We start from the raw sequence: 22086 nt of genomic DNA, 5'->3' as shown, positions 1-22086 counted from the left end.
TCGTAGTTACAGAAAATCACGCGATCGACCACCTGCGCGTATGCACGGGCTTCATCGAAGGATGGGCGGGAGAAAGAGGTCCACAGGGACGCGCGGAACAGCAGGTCTTCACGCAGCTCGTCACGGTAGTGCAGGCTTGGGAAGAAACCGTCGTAGGAGTTGGAGGTATCGTCCAGCGGTACCGCGATATCGAAGGATTCCAGCTGGTCAGCACTCTCCTCACGATCGTTGCGGATGGAGAGGTAACCGGTGGAGTTGAAATCGGTTTTCTCGTAGCGCACACCGGCGATCAGGGTACCGGTATCGGTCACCTGGAACTCACCCATGACGTAGGCCGCGGCGGTGTCCTCGGAAAGCTCGTAATCGTTACGGGTGCTGTCCAGCTCGCGCTGTTCGGGGTCGTAGTTATCGCCGATGACGCGCGTCTGCTCGATCAGGCGCTTGGCCTCGTCCTCGGTAATGAAGGCGTGGTCGAACAGGGGGTTGTCCGGCATGAAGGTTTCGAAATCGCCGAGGCGCGAACCAGCGGCCACCAAACATGCCTGATCACCAGCACAACCGGCAACGGCCTTGTCGTTAGGCACGATACTTACGCGGTTCTTGTCGCGGTTGCGCTCGCGGTTTTTGATTTTGAAACCGGTCTTGATGTAGTTGACCGGGCCGATATCAAAATCCTTGCGCAGGTTGGCCATGGCCTGGTCTAGGGTGTCCTCGCGAAAGCTGTCTTCCATAAACAGGTTGTCGTACAGCATGTAGGGCTGCACGCTTTCACCGTACTGGTAGCCGGAGGGACCGAAACCACCGGAACCCGGCACACTGTCGAGCCCGGCGAGATCCGCCAGCTGCGACGGGTGCACGATCTGGCCATTGAGGAAATCCTCACCGGTGCGACCGAGCGCAGTGATGTCGCGCACACGGAATTGTACACGGCTGCTGTCCGGGGAGTCCTGGGTGGCGCTGGAGTGGGTCAGTTCGTAGTCCAGGGTCCAGTTGTTGCCAAACAGGTTTTCACCACCGAGGGCATACACTTTGGTGTCACTCTCGGATTCCTGCATGAAGAACTGCTGCTGCAGGTCGATGCCGCCGGCACCGAACACATTGTTGGCGGGGTCCAGATACACCACTTCGTCGGCGCTCGCCTGGCCCCAGCGGTAGTATTCGCGCAGCGCCGTGTCTTTATCCGTGTATACGGTATTGCTGTAGCGCGCGTAGTACTTGCTGTTGTCGGTGGGACGATATTCCAGATCGAAGATACCGGCGATACGCTCACGTTCGGCATTTTCCTGGCGGTTCTGCAGCTCGAACGGAATCAGCATCGGGCTGTCGGCGCCGTCCAGGGTGATGTAACGCGGCAGGGTGCTGTCGTGGGCGCGAGACTCGTAACCTTCACTCACGCGGTTTTCGTAAGACAGTGAGTAGCTGAAACCCACTTTCTGGTCGGCGAAAATGTTGGTCCCTTGCAGGGTCAGCTTCGGCGACATTTCACCGCTCTGATCCTGGTAGGCACTCTGGGCGCGCACCTTGAAGGTGTTCTCACCGCGATCCAACGCGGAAACGGTGGTGACGTTGACGCTACCACCGATGGAGTTCAGGTCCATGTCCGGGGTCAGAGACTTCAACACCTCGATGGAAGACAGTACGTCAGCCGGCAGTGCATCGAGGGAGAAGCCGCGGCTCTCGCCGTCAGCCGGACCGCCGCCGCTGTTGGCCATTTCAGAACCGTTCATCTGTACGGAAACGAAGCCCGGACCGAGACCACGCAGGTTGATGAACTTACCTTCACCCTCGGAGCTCTGCAGGGTAATACCGGGCAGGCGCTGCAGGGATTCCGCCACGTTTTGGTCGGCGAAGTTACCGGAGTCATCCTGGGTGATCACGGAACTGAAAATGTTCTTGTCACGCTCCGCCTGACGGGCGTTCAGTTCCGCGTTGCGGACACCTTCAACGGAAACTTCTTCCATGGACATATCGGAAGAAGTTTCTTGTTGCTGTTCTTGCGCTTCCTGTGCCATCAGGCTGGTGGAAGCAGCCATGGCGATGGCCATAGCGAGAATCTGTTTTTTATAAGTCATTGTGACTCTCCCATCGTTTTTATCCAGCCGCTTTTCGGGCCGCGTCGATGATTATGGTGGCCGCCGGCTGTACCACGTTTGCAGCCGGCGACTTAATCAAGGCTTATTACTGGTAACTGATTTTGAAGTTGTCGATCACCACTGCCTTGTCTGCAGTACCGCTGTCACAGCGCAGCTGCAGGAAGGAATTCGCGGTTCCCACATCACTAGAGATGCTAACGGTGCCGGTAGGTGCTCCGCCCGCCATCTGCGAGGCCAGACTTTCGAAAATCTTGGAGCCGCTGCCGTGCATGGAGCTACCAGAGCTGGAGGTATTGTTATCCACATACACCTGACACTTGCCGGTTTCCACCGAGGTGTTGGGGTTTTGCACCACATCGAACGAAATCGTGTAGGGCTTGCTCAGATCCAGATCACCGCGGCCAGCGGTATCGGTGTCCGCGGTATCCGTGCCCTGCAGTGCATCGCCAATGGAGAAACGCGCGTTGTGCAGCGCCAGAGCGCCGCCTGACACACTGATACGGGTACTGCCGCTGGTCACAAAGTACATCGGCTTGCTGGCATCGCCAGACTGGGCCTTGTAGTCGGCAGTGAAGAAGTTGGTGGCGGTGGTTTCGGAATCCTCGACCAGGCCTGTGCCACTGAAGTCTTCTGCAAACAGTGCTGATGCGTCGGCACCCGCGTAGGAGCCCAGATCACCGATACCGCCCGGCAGCTCGCCCTTCAGCTGTTCCGCGGCAACGGCTGCGGCCGCATTGTCACTCCACACCAACCAGTCGAGGTTCGCATGGAAGGCACTGCCAGAGCCCTCACCAACACGCAGCAGGCTAGCTGAGCCGCCCGAGCGACCTGGACCGGCAAGGTTGCCGATCTCAACGCCATCGCGGTAGATAACTGCGGTGATGTTGTCCGCTACGGATGCCGGATCATTGACGGTAAAGCTGATCTGATAGGTGTGGTAACCGTCTGCGAAATTCAGGTCGGAAATCTCTGCAGTTACCTCACCCGCAAGGAATCTCTCCAGCTGAATTTTTCCGGAGTCCGGGCGCAGAATGGCTTTGATGCGGCGCTCATCAATATGGGTTTCAATTTCGAAACCGCGCGCGCCGCTCTGGGTAGTCGCATAGGCATTGTCGATACGCGCAACCCAAGTGAAGTGCTTCGGATAGGCACCGTCGGCGACGATACCGTCCAAATCACCTACGGGTTTGGTGTCGGCATCACCGGCGAGGGTATCCATGGTCATGATGCCTTCGCCGCTGACGGTAAACCAAGGCTTCTCTTCATCGGCGAAGGTAAAGTTGGTTTGCTCACTGCCATTGATTACTACTGCACCGAGGTCGCCCGGGTGGGTACAACCGTCGTACACATTCCACAGGATTCCGTTCACCGCGGAGGGATTAACCGTGGTGGTCGGGGTACAGTTGTCACCTACCGGGGCTTCCGGGGTACCCATTGCCGAGGCACTCCAGTCACCGGCACCGACGTTGTTCACGCCGCGCACCCAGACATAGTAGGTGGTGCCGTTTTCCAGCTCGGTCACAGTCGTGCTGGTCTCGGTAAGGCCGTTAACAACAGTTGCCGTCACTACATCGTCGCTGGTGTTGTAAGCCAGATCGTAACTTGCCGCACCCAGTACGGAAGCCCAGCTCACAGCCATCTGCGCGTCAGTGGCAAAGGTGGTCGGCGCTTCCGGCGCTTCCGGCGCAACCGCAGGCTGGAACACGGTACATTCGCCCAGCGCGGCCTGACCGTTTTCGGTCTGCTTCTCGATCAGCAGGTCGTCGATGATCGCAGTACCGCCCGCGGAAACACGCAGGTGCAGGAAGGATTTTTCGGTACCCACCAGCTGGGTTTTGATATCGACGGGGTCAGCACCGGGCTGCAGCGTAATATCGCCGGGCACATTGATTTCCACGCGTTTTCCGGGAATCAGGCTGCCGGTTTCCACGTTGAAGAGACGTGAGCCGGTACCGCCACCGCCGTGAATGGAGTTGGCCTCACCGGTGGTGTTGTTGTTCACGTAAATCTGGGTCATGGAACCGGAGCCGCTGGCAGAAGCCACACAGAAAGAAATCCGGTAGGGCTCGGACAGGTCCAGCTCACCCCAGCCACTGCCGCCATCGGTGCCGGGGGTGGAATCTTTTTTCGGGTCCAGCTTGGAGGCGTCAGCCATATCGGACTTGGTCTGGCCGATAGTGAAGCGCGCATTGCTGATCAGCAGGGACGGATCGCCGTTGTCGCTGACGATACCCAGGCGGGTAGCGCTATCGACGGTGATCTCGTTATTGGGATCGTCCTGATCGAAGAAACAGCAGGTCGGGTAGTAGAAAGAGGGGCGCTCGTCGATGTACTCGCTGCTACCCACGGTAGCCAGCGCTTTGTACTCAGGGCTGAAGAAGTCGATGACATCGCTCTGGTCAAAATTGGTGTACTCACCAAAGTTTTCCAGGATCGGCAGCGCGGTATTGATGATACCGCTCTCTTCCGGCGGTACCACTACCACGGGTGGTGGCTCAGGCAGGTCGGCGATATCGCCCTCTCCCGCGGAACTGCTGCCACCGCCGCCGCAGGCGGTCAGGGTCCCCATAATACACAGCGCAAGTGCGGATTTCGCCCAAGGTAAAGGTTTCATACTCACCCCTTCTCTCTCATTTTCCGTCGTTATTTTTATGAGCCCGGGTCTTGCCGCCCGGAGAGCTTCCTGATGGTGGCGCTGTTTGAATTATTTAGCGCGCGGTTACCACCCAGGCCCAGCCATGATACTTATTGGTTTGGCAATGAAAGCAGATTGGTTAGGCATATTCAACCATTTGTGCCGACTGGTAATAACGGTGGTTATCACCGGCCCGACTAAGGTGTATTAGGCGCCAAACATGCACAAATAATGGGCAAAAACAGGGTTTTTCTGTAATTAAACTACAGAAATCGTGATGGGTATCGCAGGGAAAACGCCGCCGCAGCGGTGTGGGAATGCCTAGAAAGCGGCCAGACCAACAGCCGATACCGCTGCGTGGAATGAAATGTGACCGTGACTTTGTTGCTCGTCGACGACAGCAGCGCGGGTGTCCGTGGCCGCCAGCACCAGCAGAAAGGCCAGACCGATCACCCAACCTTTTTCTTCAAGCGGTTTTATTCGATTCATTATCAGCTCAGGAAAGTGTCGCATTGTTGTTATGTCGTGGCGGGCAGCCTTGCGCTACCCGCCCCCGAATTTAAAAACACTGTAACAGCATCTCAGGGTGTGGCTTCGATCAGCAGGTCATCCACCACCACAGTGGCACCGCTCTCCGTTCTCAGAGTGATGAACGAGTTAGCGCTGGCAGTGAGACCTGCCACGGTGTAGCTCTGCCCCACTACCAGCTCGCTCAGATAGATCTGGTGGAACTTGGAGCTGGTTCCCCACAGGGAGTTGCTGCTGGACGACGTGTTGTTATCCACATACAGCTGGAAATACTTGCTGGTATCCCCGCCCACACTCACCACCTTGAAGCTAATCTGCCAGGGCGCGCTCAGATCGAAAACGCCGGTGTTGGTATCGCCACTGGTGGTGCTCACACTCGGTGTACTGTTGCCAATGGACACACGGGCGCCGGTCAGACTGAGCGCCCCGCTCTGCAGCTCCACGGTGCCAGTCACCCGGTAATACATGGGTGTGCCGTCGCCCGGCGCGCCACTGAGATCGCGGTAGTTGTTGCTGAAGAAGTCCGCGGTATCGGTGGCAAAGTTTTCCGCATAGGGCAGCGCCACGTCTTCAATCAGCGGCTCCTCTTCCACCGGCACTTCACCTTCCGGTGTCACCGGCTCGGGAATTTCAAGCCCCGACTGGTCGATCTTGCCGACGCCCGCATTGGCAATGACGTGCTCTTTGAGACCATCGGTCGCGTCGAGGGTATAGCCGTAGGGCACGGTGTAGCTGGAGGTGGATTCACCGTTTTGCGCGGTGATATCGGTGCCGCTGCCGGCGGTCCAGGTGACCCCGGTGCCGAACACGTTGCCTTTCAGGTTCCAGTAACCGATCACGTCCGAGTAAAAGGACACGATGGGATTCTGGGTATTCTCGAACACGTTGTGCTCGATCAGCATTTCCGCACCGGCGCGGGAGTTGATCGCCGTGGATTGGATATTGTTGTAGTAGTTGTTGTACACGTGGCCCTTGCCGTGGCGGTACAGCGGCACGCGGGATTCCAGATTTTCGAAACGGTTGTGGTGGAAGGTCACCAAGCGATCGGTATCCGGATTGGTGTCGCTTTCGGTATGCCCGTGGAGGGAAGTTTTCCACGCGTCGTGCAGGTAGTTGTACGACAGGGTGATATAGCGCGCACCGCTTTTGGAATCCACCAGGCCATCGTAATAGTCCTTGCCCACAGACATGGAGTTGTACAGCTCACAGTGGTCGATCCAGATGTGGCTAGTGGTGGAGCCGTCGTCGTCCCCTTCGATACTGATATTGTCCTTTTCCTGGCCGGGCCAGGCTTCGTGGAACTTCAGGTTCTGCACGATGATGTTGTTGGCGCGGCGGATATACAGGCCGATACCGTCGAACTCGCCGTTTTCACCCACACCGATCAGCGACACATTATCCATATCGCGCACCTGGATATCGGTTCCGGTGCCGGTATTGAAATCGGTAATGGTGCCGTCGATATAAATCGTGATCGGCTGACTAGCGTCCTTGGCCTCGTCCAGTTTCGCCTGCAGGTCGGCACCATTATTGACGGTGTAAACCAGCCCGCCGGCACCGCCGGTGAGATTGTAACTGTAACCAGCAAAGCCGCCATCGGCACTGCCACTGCCGGAGGAACTGGAACTGCCGGACGAGCTCGAGGAACTGGACGAACTGGAAGAGCCACCGCTGGATGAGCTTGAGGAAGAGCTGCTCGAACTGCTGGAGGAACTACTGCTGGAACTACTTGAAGAACTGCTGCTGGACGAGCTACTGGAGCTGCTGCCGCCGTCGCTGCCACCACCGCCACAGGCGGTTAAGCCGGCGCAGAGTACCAGCGCCAGTAGTGTTTGCAATGAGGTCTGCATAACGCGTAATCCTGAAAGTAAAAACCCCGCGCAATTCTGCGCGGGGGCTTTTGGGGTTTACTGGGACAGTTGAATATCTTCGAAAGTGAAGGACTGGTCGTCGTTGTACGGCGCCGCAAACAGGCCCACCTTCACGGAAGCCGGTAAACCGGTAAACGTATTCGCGCCCAGCTGGGTGAAGGTCACACCGCCATCGATGGAGACGTACACGTAGTAAGCCTGCCCGACTCGCTGCAGTTTGAAATACAGGCTGTCACCGGGCACCACCGCAGCGCCGCTGGCCTTACCCCAGCCGCCGCCGGCCGCAAGAATGTGGCCGTACTGGGTCACCCACTCGGCGCCTGACATGTGTATGCCCACATGCACCAACGGGGATGTGGTGCCGGCGGTGGTATCGCACTCACACATCATCAGGCCCACCGGAAACTGGTTGGCCGCGTAGTTACCGCCCGCGCTTTTCAGTTTCGCTGTCAGCACAAAGTCACCCTCCACCTGCTGTGAAACAAGGTAGAAAGACTGCGCCATGGTTTCAAACTTACCGTCGCTGGCAGTGAAGGTGACGCTGTTGTCGGACTGCGCACCGATGCTGCCGGTGGCGACGGTGGCAGAGGACTGACTGCTGTCGCCCACCAGCTGGCCGCTGCCGCTCCAGGTTTCGCCGGAACCGGCTGCAACGACACAGTGGTCGTCACTGGTGTCTTCCGGGTACGGGTCCCAACCTTCGCCACTGTTCCAGCCGGAGAAGATCTGCGCGCGCGAGCAGAAGCGGCTAGCTACCTCCGCCTCACTCAGCTGATAGCAGCTGCCGGAAGTACCGCAGCGGCCGCTCAGATCCAGCGGACTGCCGGCGAGATCGGTGCTGCCGTATTCGCGCCAGCCAGCATCCGCAGTTGCGGTTTTGGGGTTGGGTGCAGGCTGGCTGTTGATCCCTTCATAGGCCCAACCTTCCGCCGCCACATGGGTGTCCATGGCGGTATTGATGAAGGTGACATTGTCGTAGTAAGTGCTGCTGCCACCACTGCGCGCCAGGTAGGTGGTACCGGGCTGGATGGTGACGCCTTTCGGACCCGGGCCCTGGGTGAGTTTCGAATTCAGGAACACGAAGCCCGGTGCGGCCGGATCTGGGGTGCGCGCCTGCAACAGGTAACCGCCTGTGCTAGTAGCCTCGGTGCTTTTGGAATCGCCAATGGAGCGGATTTCCGAACCCTCAAACACGGTGGCCGTGCTGTAGCCCCAGATAAAATCCACGTTGCCGACAACCAAAGCATTGTGGAACCAGTTGTAGCCTTTCAGCAGCAGCGTGTCCTGCTCGGAATAGAACGCGGCATCGCGTACGATCAGGCGGCCTTCGCTGTTGAAGTACAGGGTTTCCGCCTGGTCACCGGCACCGGTGCGCACATGGGTGTTTTCGATACTCAGATCTTCCAGGGTGAGCATGTCACCGCCCTTCACCAGGAACAGGCTGCGGCCTTCGCTACCGCCGTTCAGCGCTTCGTAGTTCTCGTAGTAAATACGGGTCTGATCAGCGCCGGCACCCTTGATGGTGAGATTGTTTTTTCCGGTGAGATACAGCATTTCCCGGTAATCACCCGTGGCAACGGTAATGGTTGCCGCTTCGTCCGCGGCGACATTTTCCATCACATGGTTCAGTGCGCCTTGAACCGTGCGGAAGTCCGCAGCACCGTCGTCATCCACGGTGACGTTGGCTCCCGATGGCAGCGCAGCACGGGTGGTAAAACTCCAGCCGGCGTCTTTTCCGAGACCCACAAAATCACTGCCATTAAGCTTCGCGCCCTGCACCAGGTCGGAACTGATCGCCACAAAGTACTCGACACCGGGCTCCAGCACATCGGTGTGCGGGGCAATGGTGAGGGTGTTGCCACTGATTGCAAATGGGGTGACATTCAGGGTGCGGGTCTGCGCCTGACCTTTGTAGCCGAGGGTGTCGGTTTCACCACCGGCGCGGATGGCATCCACCTCGGTGTTGTTATCCGCACGGAAAATCCGCACAGAACCGACGGCAGCATTCAGGGTCGGCGTGTTATCGAAGGTGATGCTGAGGCGGGTATCTTCATAGATACCGGTGGCACCTGGCAGTGGCGTTACCAGCGCACTGATATCACCGTAGGTGGCGGTGGGCATGGCAAATGCTTTGGCCACTTCCACGCTGATACTGCGCTGCAGGCTACTGTCGGAGCCACTGATGAAGGTCACTTCCGCAGTACCCTGCGCCAGTGGTGACAGTTTCACCAGGTTGCCGGTGACCTCGACGGAAACTACGTTGGTATCGCTGGAAACCGCATCAAAAGTATCCGCGGTTACACCATCGCTCTGCATCGCGGTGACGTTAACCTCGAGCGCCGGATCACCTGCGGTGGCGGTCCAGGTAGGCTCCACATAGTCGATGGTGAGCTGCACCGGTTTAACGGTGGGGTCACCCACTTTCACGTAGTCCACCTCAAAGGAGCGGTTGTAGGTGAAGAAGCCGATACGCCCGGCGGTTGAGTATTTATTATCTTCGTCGCTATAGGTGCCGAGTTCCTCGCCGTCGAGATACACGGTCACACTGTTGCCCACCATGTCGTAGCGCACGGTGTACCAGCTACCATCTGTGCCTCCCTGCTCACCCAGCAGCAGCGGCTTTTTCGCCTGCACAGCGCGGCTGATAGAACCGCTCGCGCCGTTGTCGTCGGTGCTGGCATAGCCCGCTTCCACCTGAGTGGACTCCGGGCTGCCCTGCATATTCAGGCCGCCGAAATACCACTGCAGTGGCCCCTGGTAGCGGCCGATGCTGTACAGGTACTTGTTGCCGGTATTGCCGTTGTTACGCGGGCGGATACGGTATTCGACAAAGTAGTCCGCGGGCACACTGCCAAACACGCCCTCTTTCACCAGAATCAATTCACCTTCGCGCAGATTTTCTCCGCGAGTGCCAGCGGTAAAGCGCAGCGACTTGCGCTCGCCCTCGTCGAGAATATCGAATACACCGGGATCGGCAAGCCCGTAGCCGTCGATCAGCGAATCCCAGTTACTGGCAAATTCACCGTCTTCAAAGTCATCACAAAAATACAGACCGGTTTCCGGACAAGTAAAGGTGACGGGTTCCGGCTCAGGTTCCGGCTCAGGTTCGGGCTCAGGTTCGGGCTGGGGTTCAGGCTCCGGCGTTACTATTGGATTTAGTTCCACCAGTTCTTTTTTACTACCGTCGTCGCTACAGCCAGCCAGTAGGCTGCCGAGCAATGCGGCCATCAATGCGCCGTGTACTCTCATCGAACACTCCTAATTTTCAATTTTATTGTTGTTACCCGGCCTGCGCCGGTGCTGCCTTCACCGCCCTACCGCACCACAACTTTCCCCAATTGATTTACGGCAAGACAAATGATCATGGCGACAGAAAATGTCGGGATTTTCCGCCCGACAAAGTCCTGTCAAATTTCTGAGCTAACCCGCTTGGTTTCGTGCCGGTGGAAATGACGGCTTTTGTTTTGATTGACGTGGCCCATTCGCCATCGGCGAGATGAGCCATGTTTTTTCTGTGGTTTTTTAGCCCGCGCTAACTACTGGCAACTTGCGGCAGCAGGTGCGGAACCGGTGATCGACATGCTGTCGATATTCGCAAGACCGCCGCTGCCGGTAGCCTGCAGGCGAAGGGAGTTGGTGCCGGCATTCAGCCACACGGTAACGGCACCGCTATCGCTGTAACTGGTCCAGGCACCGCTGCCGCCCATACTGAGGGAAGCCTGGCTGCCACCATTTACCAGCACTGCTGCGGGACGTTCACTGCCGCCATTGGCGTAGCGCCATGTCAGGCTGTAGTTGCCGGCACTCGGCACAACCACGGACCAGTCCACGCCCATACCTGAGGCGTTGTCGGTATTGGCGTAACCCGCACCGGTATAACCGCTGTGCTCGGTTTCGATCGCACCATCCACACCGCAAAATCCGGTGGTGCTTTCCTGCAGCGTGATGGTGGAAGTGGCGGAACCGATTTGCGCATCGTCACCATTGGAGTTGTAGGTGGCGAGGTTCTGGTCGGTGACCTTGATCCAGTAGTAGTAGATGCCGTCGGCGAGCCCGCTGTCGGTATAGCTGGTGCCGGTGACACCGGACGCAATGCGCAGGCGCCCACTGGGATCGGGGTCGGTATCGCGGTAAACCTCCTGGTTGCGCACATCGATATTGCTTACGTTCCAGTTCAGGATTGCGTTGCTACCGGAGACCGACACGCTCAGGGTGACACTGGCACTGCCGCCGGATGAGCCGCCGGAGGAAGAACTGCTGGCGGTTGCACTGTAGAGCTCAAACTCTGCGATCTGCGGCGCGCTGCTGGCAGAGTCGATCATCAGGTTGATCTTGCTCATGCTCACATCGCCGAGATAAACCTGCAGTGCGGAACCGATGGTGGAACCGGAAGCGAGTACCGCACCGGTATCGTTATTCACCAGGCGCCACGATTGCACCCGATCGCCGATCTCGCGGATCACTACGGTATTGAAACTGGCCGTGAGGTTTTTCACCGAGATGCGCTCGCCGCTGCTGGAGCCCGGCTGCCAGTAGCTTGAGGTATCGCCATCGATGGCATTGCCGTAGCTTGAGCCGCTGGCTTTGCTGCTGCCGTCCACACCGGCGGCAAGCGCCAGGTTCTGGCCCAGTGTGCCACCGCCGGAACCGCCGGATGAAGTGCCACCGGAACTGCTGGAGGAAGAACTGCTGGACGAGGAGCTGCCACCGGATGAACTTGAGCTCGAACTGGAGCCGCCACCGGAAGAGGAGCTGACCGTACAGTTTGCCGCGCGTTCCAGGCCCTTGTTGGCGCCCGCAGTGGAGGCAACGATTTGCGGCACCAGGTTGGCATCACACAGGGAGTAACTGTAGGGAATGCTGATGGAGGTGGTGGAGACCGGGTTGGGACCGGCCGGGTGATTCTTGTCCGCCTCTGCCGTCCACTGCACATTTGACCAGACGTTACCGCTTACCTGCCATGAACCCATATCATTGGTGTAGAAGGTACCGAGCGGGTCTTTCGAATCCTCGAAATAATTATTTTCCGCACGCATCTTGCCGCCGATGCGCGGGTTCATTCCGGACTCATTGAGACTCAGGTAGTGATTGTTGTACGCGTGCGCGGTGGCGCCGCGCAGCAGCGGAGTACGTGAATCGATGTTCTGGTAGAGGTTGTTGTGGAATGTTACCGGCCCGTTGTTCAGGTCGCTGTCACTGGAGCCGACCAGACCACCGCGGCCCGAGTTGCGCAAGATACTGTAAGAAAGGGTGACGTATTTGGTGTTCGCCTTCATGTCGAACAGCGCATCGAAACCTTCGCTCTCACCTCCGGAAGCTTCCAGGGTCAGGTGATCCGCCCACACGTTATACACATCGGATTCCATACCGACCGCATCGCCGCCGTTGGAAATGGGGGAACCGGATTTTTTTACATTCCGCACATGCAGGTTCTGCAGAATGATGTTCGAGGAGCTGCGCAAGTGAATCCCCAGCTCATCAAATAGAGCGCCGTTGCCGACACCGATCAGCGACACATTGCTCACTTCCTTGATTTCAATCACGCCGTCGGCGGTATTGCAGCTGTCACCGGATACCTTGCTGGTATTGCCGTGATTGATGGTGCCCTCGACGTGAATAATGATCGGGGTATCGCTGGAGGCGCGGTTGCACAGCGCCTGGTGAATCTGGGTACCGGTGGTGGCATAGACCACGCTGCCGCCGGCACCGCCGGTAGTTCCGCCGTTCTGGGTGGCAAAGCCCGTGGCCTGCGCGGAGATATCCGCGGCCGCGAGGCTGCCCAGCAACGCACCCAGCATTGCTGTTCTCTTCAGTCTGAATTCCATGTGACCTTCCGTATTTATGTTTATTAGAAGTCGAAATCAGACGACCAGTCACAGGCACCACACCCGCAAACAACGCCCTTTTACGCACCGACTATTCGGGGCTAACGGGAACTACAGAGGGACTAATCATCATCGCTAATCGCCGCCAAGGGACAGGCAGCTTCAAGATTGGTTTGCCATTATTGTTTTATCCGGCCTTTGCAAAAGCCTTAATTGGCAATACCAAAACTGGAAAAGAGGTTAGCCATAAAGCGTTTTTATGTAAAGCCTATTCACGGGCGGCAGGCGCCAATACCGACGCAGCTTGTGGCACTTCCGCTCGCAGGCCTCTTTGAAAGTCCAATAAAAAAAGCCCGCGTATCGTGAGGTACGCGGGCTTTTTTATATAAAGACAGGTTAGTCTTTTGTTTTACTGGCAGGCCACTTCGCCCAGTCCAATTACATACGCCTGGCTGTAACCCAGCGGTGAGTTGAACGGAATCTCACCATTTTTACCGGCGGTGGCGCTGACGTAGTCCGCCAGTGCCTGGCCAGCCGGACGGCCTTCCGCAGTAATTACATCGCGGGAGTACTGGGAGTAATCCAGCTTGAGGTCCGCAACGCTGCCTGAGGCACTGACGATGTCGTACACCAGGGACGGATCCAGGTTACACGCCGCATCGGAGAACCACACCTTGCTGCCCTCGCTGCGGAAGTTGCCACCGTCCACATCGCGGGCCAGCTCTTCACCGCGCTCGGTCAGCGCCTGCACCACATCGTCCTTCTCCTGGTGAATACGGTTCATCAGGAACATGTTGTCTTCCCACAGCACACTCGCGCCGACACGCACACTGAGGATGTCTTTGCGATAGTTCATGAACAGGTTGTCGAACATGTGCGTGGTGCCGCGACGGATCAGTGGCACCCGGCGCAGGGTGTTGCCCAGGTAGCTGTAGTGATCGTCGGTGGTGACAAACGCATTGTGGTGCATGGTGGTGCGGATCTGCTCGTTGATGGTCCGGCTGTCGCTGGAACCGTGCAGCGCCGCGCGCTTCACATTCACCAGTTTGTTAAACGACATGGTGATGTTGTACGCCCCTACTTTCACATCAAACGCCGAGTCACCGGTGGTGTCGAAGGAGTTTTTGTGAATCCAGATTTCATGGGATGCACCGGTATTGCGGATCATGTCCGGATCAAGGCCGTGATCCTCGGTATGGCCAGCACCGCGGAAATCCAGATGGGTCAGGATCACATGCTCGGAGGTCATGGTCGGCGTGCCGCTGCTGTCGGCGCCAATGGCAAAACCGTTGAAGCGGAAATACGCATTGCTCTGGCGACCATCAAGCGTCTTGTGCGAACCGATTTTGGTGTTGCGGATTGGCAGGTCCTGATCGTTCAGGCGGGTATTAAAGAATTCCGCCATGCAGGATTCGTTATCGCTGTAGCCATTGTCCGCGCACCACTGGTGGTAATCGATACACTGGGCTTCGCTGCCGCCGATCGCTGCCTGCACCGAGGCATCGCCACAGAAATTGCGGTACATCGCCACTTCGGTTTCATCGGCAAACTCGAACTTGTCGAACACGATCCAGTTCGGTTCATCACCGGTGACCGCATCCAGGATCTGCTGCTCGACGCTGCGGCCCTGCGCATCGTTTTTGGTGATCACGGTCAGCTGGCTGTTGCCCGCGGGATCGTAACCGCCCATGGCGCTTTCACCGTAACCCACCGCACGCCCCAGGGTCTGGAACAGGCACTCGACAATTTCCTGATCGCTGGTGAGCTCACTGGAGTCGCGCCAGTTTACGTTGGGGTCGGTGGACAGGATGTAGCAGGCGTTGCTCACCTCCGTGGATGGGAAGGCGCCGCCAGAGGAAGTACCACCGGAAGAGGACGAGGAGCTGCTGCCGCCGGAGGAACTACTGGACGAAGAACTGCTACCACCGGAAGACGAGCTGCTGGAGGAGGAGCTGGTGGTACCACCGGAAGAGCTGGAGCTGCTGGAAGAACTGCTTGAGGAAGACGAACCGCTGTCGCTGCCACCGGCACAGTCGCCCGCCACAGGCTCAACGCCAGTCACGGCGAGACTGTCGATATTCGCAAGGCCATTGCCACTGGTCGCCTGCAGGCGAATCTCGTTGTAACCCGCACTCAGGGCTACAGCGACAGACGCAGTGGTGTAACTGGTCCAGGCACCACTCTCGCCCATAGCAATGGAAGCCGCACTAGCGCCATTCACCAGTACATCGGCGGGACGGTCACCGGAGCCGTTCGCATAACGGAATTCCAGCGTGTAGACGCCCGCTGCGGGCACCATCACGGACCAGTCGACACCGGTGCCGTTAGCATTCTCGGTATTGGCGTAACCAAAACCGGTGTAGCCGCTGTGCTCGGTTTCCAGCGCACCGTCTACGGCGCAGAAGCCGGCTTCCGCTTCCTGCAGCACCAGTGTAGACACGGTGCCGCCACCGCCAGAGCTGCTGGACGAGGAACTGCTGCTACCGCCGGAGGACGATGACGAAGAGGAGGAAGAACTCAGCCCCCCCGTCGCGTTGTACACCTCGAACTCGGCGATGTATGGCGCACTGCTGGCAGTGTCGATTTCCAGATTGATCTTGGCCATGGATACATCGCCCAGATACACCAGCATCTCACTGCCGATACCGGTGCCGGACGCTAGCTCTTCGCCGGTGTCGTTGTTTACCAGGCGCCAGCTCTGCACCGCATTGCCATTCTCGCGAATGATTACGGTGTTGAAGTTGGTAGCACTGCTCCACTTGATGGAAACACGCTCATTGCTGGCAGATGAAGGCTGCCAAGCAGACGTCAGGTCACCATCACGCACGTCGCCGTAGCTGCCGCTGCCCTTGCTGGAACCGTCGGAGCCGGCGCCGATGGACAGGTTGGCACCCAGCTCGGTTGGCACACCGCCGCCCGAGCTGCCGGTACCGCCGGAGGAGCTGCTTGAAGAGGAACTGGAGGAACTGCTGGAGGTTCCGCCGGAAGAGCTGCTGGAGGAACTGGAACTGCCACCGGAGGAACTGCTGGACGAACTGCTGCTGGAGGAGCTGCCGGAGGACTGGCAGTTGCCGTCGGAAGTCAGCAAGCCAGTGTTAGCGCCGGCAGTGGCGAGCACGATCTGCGGTACGCAGCCCGCGTCATCCAACGTGTAGCTGTAGGGAATATTCAGTGAGGTGGTGGATACCGGATCCGGTCCCGCCGGGTGGTTGTCGGTAGCCTCTTCGGTCCAGGTGACATTGGAGAAGATATTGCCACTCACATCCCAGTAACCCATATCGTCGGTGTAGAAGGTACCGAGCGGGTCCTGGGAGTCCTCGAAATAATTGTTTTCCGCTTTCATGATGCCGCCGATACGCGGATTCATGCCGGATTTGTTCAGGCTCAGGTAGTGGTTGTTGAACGCGTGCGCGGTGGCGTGGCGCAACAGCGGCGTACGCGAATCGATGTTCTGGTACAGGTTGTGGTGGAAAGTCACCGGGCCGTTGTTGTCGTCGCTGTCGCTGGAACCTACGAGTCCGCCGCGACCGGAGTTGCGCAGGATGCTGTAGGACAGGGTCACGTACTTGGTGGTGGCCTTCATGTCGAACAGCGCATCGTAACCGTCACTCTCCCCCCCCTGGGCCTCCAGGGTGAGGTGATCCGCCCACACGTTGTACACATTGGTTTCCATACCGATGGCGTCACCGCCGTTGGAAGTCGGGGAACCGGATTTCTTCACATTCCGCACGTGCAGGTTTTGCAGAATGATGTTGGAGGAATTGCGCAGGTGGATACCGAGTTCGTCGAACAGCGCACCGTTGCCAACGCCGATGATGGAGACGTTGCTCACATCCTTGATTTCGATGACGCCGTCGGCGGTGTTACAGCTGTCGCCGGAAACCTTGCTGGTATTGCCGTGATTGATGGTGCCCTCGACCTGGATGATGATCGGGGTATCACTGGAGGCGCGATTGCACAGCGCCGCATGGATTTCGGTACCGGTGGTGGCGTAGACCACCTCGCCGCCGGCGCCACCGGTGGTGCCGCCGTTCAGTGTCGCGTAGCCCACTGGCTGCGCCACTGCTCCGGCAGCCATAAAGCTACCCAGCAGTGCACCGAGCACGGCTGTTTTTTTCAGCTCAAATTGCATGTGACCTTCCGTTTATTTTTTTATCGAGAAGATATTTTTCAGACGACCGGCCACGGGTGCGCACTCCACGGTGGAGTGACCCGAAAGCTAATGCCCGGAATACAACTTGAGGGGATAGCAGAACCAATCATCATCGCTGTGGGAGGCGGGTACCGCGGCACCATCCCGTGTGTTCGGCTTGCCGTTATTGTTATACCGCTTGATTAATTGGCAATACCAAAGAACAGGGAGAGGTTAGGCAACATGACTGAAGGTGTAAACGTAGCGGACAGGCACAAATGTATAAAGTGTGACTGGTCGCACCAAAAGAGGGAAACTTTGCGGACAAATGGCGCGCGATGCAACGCAAGACGTCCTGAAAAGTCGCCAAAATAGTAATTGGACTTGCCAAAGTTATATGACCAGGCCCGGTGCAACTACCCAGATCAAAGCCCCCACAGCTTCCACCCGTGCCGGCGCATCGCGCTCCGGTACTCGGTACGCGGGCAAAATTTCAGGCAAAAAAAAGCCGGGCTGGAAAAGCCCGGCAATACCATCCTGATGATGATGCGAGGAAATCAATGAAACAGATTGAACTACAGCCGCGTTAAATCGAGGTGCATATCACCTCTCGCAACCCCGGGTTTCACAACTCGGGGTTACTCGATCAATCCCAGCGCACGCGGCAGAAACTCGCTGATACCCGGCACCAGGGTGACCAGTGCCAGTACCACAAACATCATGAGGTACATGGGCATCAGCGGGCGAATCAACGCGGTGATTGATGTTTTGGAAATACTCGCCCCCACGAACAGCACACTGCCCACCGGCGGTGTACACAGGCCGATACACAGGTTCAGGATCATCACGATACCGAACTGCAGCGGCGACATTCCCAGCTCGGTGACTACCGGCAGAAAGATTGGGGTAAAGATCAGCACCGCCGGGGTCATGTCCATGAATGCACCCACAGCCAGCAGAATCAGGTTGATGGTCAGCAGAATCAGCAGCGGATTGTCGCTGATGGTGATCAGCGCCTGGCTGATGGTCTGCGGAATGTTCTGGTAGGACATGATCCAGGACATGGCGGAGGACGCGGCGATCAGGAACATCACGATCGCAGTGGTCTCAACGGACTTGGTGAGCAGCGCCGGCAGCTCGCCCCACTTCACTTCCTTGTACACCACACAGGACAACAGCAGCGAGTAGAGCACCGCAACCGCACTGGCCTCGGTGGCGGTGAAGAAGCCGCTGATGATGCCGCCGATCACGATAAAGATTAGGAACAGGCTCGGTACTGCATCCAGGGTTTTCTGCAGGGCAAACTTCAGGGTCGGCTTTTCACCCACCGGATAACCCTTGGCCTTGGCCCAGATACCGCACACGATCATCAGGCCAAGTGCCAGCAGCAGACCCGGCAGGTAACCGGCGATAAACAGTGCGGCGATGGACACACCACCGGACGCCAGCGAGAACACGATCAGGATGTTGCTCGGTGGAATCAGCAGGCCGGTGGTGGAGGAAGCCACGGTCACCGCAGTATTGAAGTTCTTGTCGTAACCCTCTTTGGTCATGGACGGAATCATGAAACCGCCGATGGCCGAGGTAGCCGCCACTGCGGAACCGGAGATGGAACCGAACAGGGTGCAGCTGATGATGTTCACGAATGCCAGGCCACCGGGCAGCATGCCCACCAGCACCCGCGCGAAGTCGATGATGCGCCGGGCAATGCCGCCGCTGCCCATCAGCATGCCGGAGAAAATAAAGAACGGAATCGCAAGCAGCGCGAAGCTATCGATACCGCTGGCCATACGCTGGGCCATGGTGATCATGGCCGGATCAAAATCGATGGTGCACAGCATGGTGAGCACGGTGGCCGCACCAATACTGATGGAAATGGGTACGTTCAGGGCGAGCAGGATCAGGAAACTGACCAGCAGTACGATAACGGCGACTTCCACGGTGGCTCTCCTCGCTTACGCTTCTGCAGCAGCGGAAGGCTGCTTTTGTTTTTCTTGTTGCTCCCGCGCCACCTGTGCCTGGATCTCCTCCGCCTCCTCGGCGAAGGGGTGCACACTGGAATCGAATTCGGCGGGCAGTTCCTGCTTCGCGGTGATGAGCTCAACCAGCTGGTCGATGGAGAACAGGCAAATCAGCAGGCCGGAAAGCGGCAGCACGCTGTAGACATAGCCCATGGGAATATTCAGGGCCGCGGAATACTGCTCCAGTTCGAAGGTGAGCAGCATCAATTTTGAGCCGCCGTAGACCATGGCGGATGCGGCGAAGCCAAAGCACACCAGCACCACGAAAATCTGCACGGTTTTGCGCGCCGTGCCGTGCAGTGCATTGGTGAGCAGGTCGATGCCCAGGTGGGATTTTTTGCGGAACGCGTAGGCACCGCCGAGGATGCCGATCCACACCAGCAGGTAGCGCGCCAGTTCTTCGGTATAGGAACTCGGCTGCATGGGCAGGAAACGGGTGAGGATCTGCCAGGTGACGTCCACCACCATCAGCGCCAGCAGCGCGCCGAGCGCAAAGGCCAGCGCCTTTTCAATTTTTTGCATCATCTTCGCCATCCACTTTTTATCGTTGTCAGTGGGCTTAGTTTTTCAGCCAGATCGGTAAGCCGGTTTGTTCTGCAGGGTACGGGCTTCAGTTGATCGCCTTGATCTGCTCCAGCAGGTCGCCGACCTCTGTGCCCTTGTAGCTGTCATGCAGCGGTTTCACCGCATCGATAAAGGGCTGCTTGTCCGGGTAGATCACCTCAACACCGGCGGCCTTCACCGCGGCCAGGGATTCCTCGGTGGATTCCTGCCACAGCTGGCGCTGGTAGGCCACCGCCTCATCCACCGCCTGGCTCAGCCATTCCTGCTGTTGCGGTTCGAGCTTGCTCCACACTGTGGTGCTGATCAGCAGCAGGTCCGGCACATAGGTGTGCTCGTCCAGGGTGTAGAACTTGGAAACTTCGTAGTGCTTGGAGAGGTAAAAGCTCGGCGGGTTGTTCTCGGCCCCATTGACCACGCCCTGCTGCAGCGCGGTGTAGAGCTCGCCCCAGCTCACCGGGGTGGCGGCGCCGCCCAGGGTGTTCACCATCTTGATCGCGGTCTGGCTGTTCTGCACACGGATCTTCTGGCCGTTGAGATCGGCCGGTGTCTGCACCGCCACATCGTTCATATAAAAGCTGCGGCTGCCTGCATCCAGGTAACCCAGGCCGCGCAGGCGCGCGCGCTCACAGGCCACCAGCAGGTCTTTGCCGATGGGGCTCTGCAGCACTTTCCAGAAATGGTCGGAATCGCGGAATACATAGGGAAGGTTGAAGACCTTCATCTCCGGCACGAAACCCTCCATGGGGCTGGCGGAGACCTTGGTCATGGCCAGGCTGCCGATCTGCAGCAGCTCGATCAGTTCGCGCTCGCTGCCCAGCTGGCCGCCGGAGTAGATATCGATACGCATGGTATCGCCGGAGAGTTCACGCAGGCGCTTGTCCATGAACACCATGGCGCGGTGCACGGAGTGCTGCTGGTCCAGGGTGTGGGCCAGTTTCAGCGCCACCTGGTCATCTTTGAAGCCGCAGCTAGTCATCAGCAGGGTGGTGCCCGCCAGTGCCGCAGCGCCGAGCTGCCGCAAGAATCTTCTGGTTATCATCATCGTGACCTGCGATCTATTTCTTATCGGGTACAGGTTTGCCGGTGTGCCACATTGCGCTTCGCGCGCTCGCGACGCGCAGGAGGTCATGGCAGACCAAATTGGTCATACCATGCTATCAACAACCGGTCAGGGGGTGCAATCCGTGATTTCGGTTTTCGCCGCCCATATGGCCTACCGCATCCAGCCACAATACCGGACGCGCTCTATCGGGCACTAAAGTGGTGCAAACATGGGCGCCACCATGGCGCCGAAACCTGTGCGCCCGCGGGTGGAAATGGGACTCGCGCGCGCCAGCAGGCGCATGTTACGCCAGAATGACGTTTTTTTGACCGTTAATTGCGGCCCCCTGCCCGACCGCCTGCGCCTGACCAGTCCCGACAGGGAAACCGAATTAGAAGTTGTGATCAGCAGGTAGCCGTTGCCGCAAAATAGTCCGCACGCGGGATGATGGCGCCGCGGTGGCCGATGACGCGCGCGGCGCAGCGATTGCCCGCAGCGATGGACTCTTCCGGGCTGGCGCCCTGCAGGCGTGCCGCCAGGTAGCCGGCATTGAAAGAATCCCCGGCACCGGTGGTATCCACCACACTGCTGACGGCCGGCACTTCAACGGAGATCAGCGCCCCCTGGTACTGCAACAGTACCGGTTCGGCGCCGCGCTTGATTACCAGCTCGGCCACGCCGAAATCGCCGTTGCGTTTGATACAGCTGTCCGGGAGCTCATCGCCCCACAGGGCCTGCTCGTCCTCAAAGGTCAGCAGCGCCATATCTGCCTGCTGCAGGAACTCCGCCACCACGCTGCGCGCGGCGTCGGCGGAAGCCCACAGGCGCGGGCGATAGTTGCTGTCGAACGCTACACGGCCGCCGTTGGCGCGATACTCTTTCAGGAACGCCAGCAGTTCCGCGCGGGCTTCAGGGTTCATGATGGCGAGGGTGATTCCGGACAGATACATGCAGTCCATCTGCCGCAGGTAGTCCTTGAGAACCTCGCGGCGAGCCGGGTCGGCAAACAGCTCGCGCGCCGGTGCCTCACCGCGCCAGTAGGTGAAATAGCGCTCGCCGTCGGCGGTGTTCTGGATCATATAGAGGCCGGGACAGCGGCCCGGCAGGCGCGCGATAGCACTGGTGTCGATACCCTCACTGGCGAGGCGGGTGAGCACTTCCTCACTGTAGGGATCCTCCCCCAACAGGGTGACGTAGCTGACATCCACACCACCGCGGGCGATATAGACGGCGGTGTTGTAAGTATCTCCGGCGTAGGACTGCGCCAGCAGTGCCTTCTGCCCACTGCCCTGGCTCACCGCTTGCGGCGCCAGTTCCACCATGACTTCTCCCAGTGCTGCCAGTTTCACTCTTCTCTCCAAATCCACGAAAAACG

11 protein-coding genes are annotated in these 22086 nt (G+C 58.4%); all 11 read right to left on the bottom strand.

The window, feature by feature from the left end; all coding sequences use genetic code 11:
* Positions 1-2072: TonB-dependent receptor (locus VIL80_RS01845; RefSeq protein ID WP_332034456.1), on the bottom strand; the 2072-nt coding region annotated here is incomplete at its 3' end.
* A gap of 106 nt (positions 2073-2178) precedes the next feature.
* Entirely contained in the window at positions 2179-4707 is a 2529-nt protein-coding gene (locus VIL80_RS01840) for a fibronectin type III domain-containing protein (protein ID WP_332034455.1), read from the bottom strand.
* Between the two features lie 342 nt (positions 4708-5049).
* Positions 5050-5217, bottom strand: a complete 168-nt coding sequence (locus tag VIL80_RS01835; RefSeq protein WP_332034454.1) for a hypothetical protein — start codon at positions 5215-5217, stop codon at positions 5050-5052.
* Between the two features lie 92 nt (positions 5218-5309).
* A complete protein-coding gene (locus VIL80_RS01830) occupies positions 5310-7106 on the bottom strand; it encodes a pectate lyase family protein (RefSeq protein ID WP_332034453.1) in 1797 nt (598 codons plus the stop codon).
* Between the two features lie 57 nt (positions 7107-7163).
* Positions 7164-10376 carry a pectinesterase family protein gene (locus VIL80_RS01825; RefSeq protein WP_332034452.1) on the bottom strand — a complete coding sequence of 1071 codons (3213 nt, stop codon included), beginning with the start codon at positions 10374-10376 and terminating at the stop codon, positions 7164-7166.
* 287 nt (positions 10377-10663) lie between these two features.
* A complete protein-coding gene (locus tag VIL80_RS01820) occupies positions 10664-12952 on the bottom strand; it encodes a pectate lyase family protein (protein WP_332034451.1) in 2289 nt (762 codons plus the stop codon).
* A gap of 409 nt (positions 12953-13361) precedes the next feature.
* A complete protein-coding gene (locus tag VIL80_RS01815) occupies positions 13362-17084 on the bottom strand; it encodes a pectate lyase family protein (RefSeq protein WP_414684510.1) in 3723 nt (1240 codons plus the stop codon).
* A gap of 638 nt (positions 17085-17722) precedes the next feature.
* Complete coding sequence (locus VIL80_RS01810; protein ID WP_318955495.1) at positions 17723-19024, bottom strand: TRAP transporter large permease; 1302 nt, start codon at positions 19022-19024, stop codon at positions 17723-17725.
* A gap of 15 nt (positions 19025-19039) precedes the next feature.
* Positions 19040-19630 carry a TRAP transporter small permease gene (locus tag VIL80_RS01805; RefSeq protein WP_332034450.1) on the bottom strand — a complete coding sequence of 197 codons (591 nt, stop codon included), beginning with the start codon at positions 19628-19630 and terminating at the stop codon, positions 19040-19042.
* An 85-nt stretch (positions 19631-19715) separates the two neighbouring features.
* Positions 19716-20708 carry a TRAP transporter substrate-binding protein gene (locus tag VIL80_RS01800; RefSeq protein ID WP_414684509.1) on the bottom strand — a complete coding sequence of 331 codons (993 nt, stop codon included), beginning with the start codon at positions 20706-20708 and terminating at the stop codon, positions 19716-19718.
* Between the two features lie 407 nt (positions 20709-21115).
* Complete coding sequence (locus tag VIL80_RS01795) at positions 21116-22060, bottom strand: sugar kinase (protein WP_332034449.1); 945 nt, start codon at positions 22058-22060, stop codon at positions 21116-21118.
* Positions 22061-22086: the final 26 nt, after the last annotated feature.

Source organism: Microbulbifer sp. (assembly GCF_036563125.1).
In the GTDB taxonomy this organism is placed as follows: Bacteria; Pseudomonadota; Gammaproteobacteria; order Pseudomonadales; family Cellvibrionaceae; genus Microbulbifer.
Note: the sequence above shows the minus strand (reverse complement) of the source record. Positions and strands in the feature narration are given on the sequence as shown.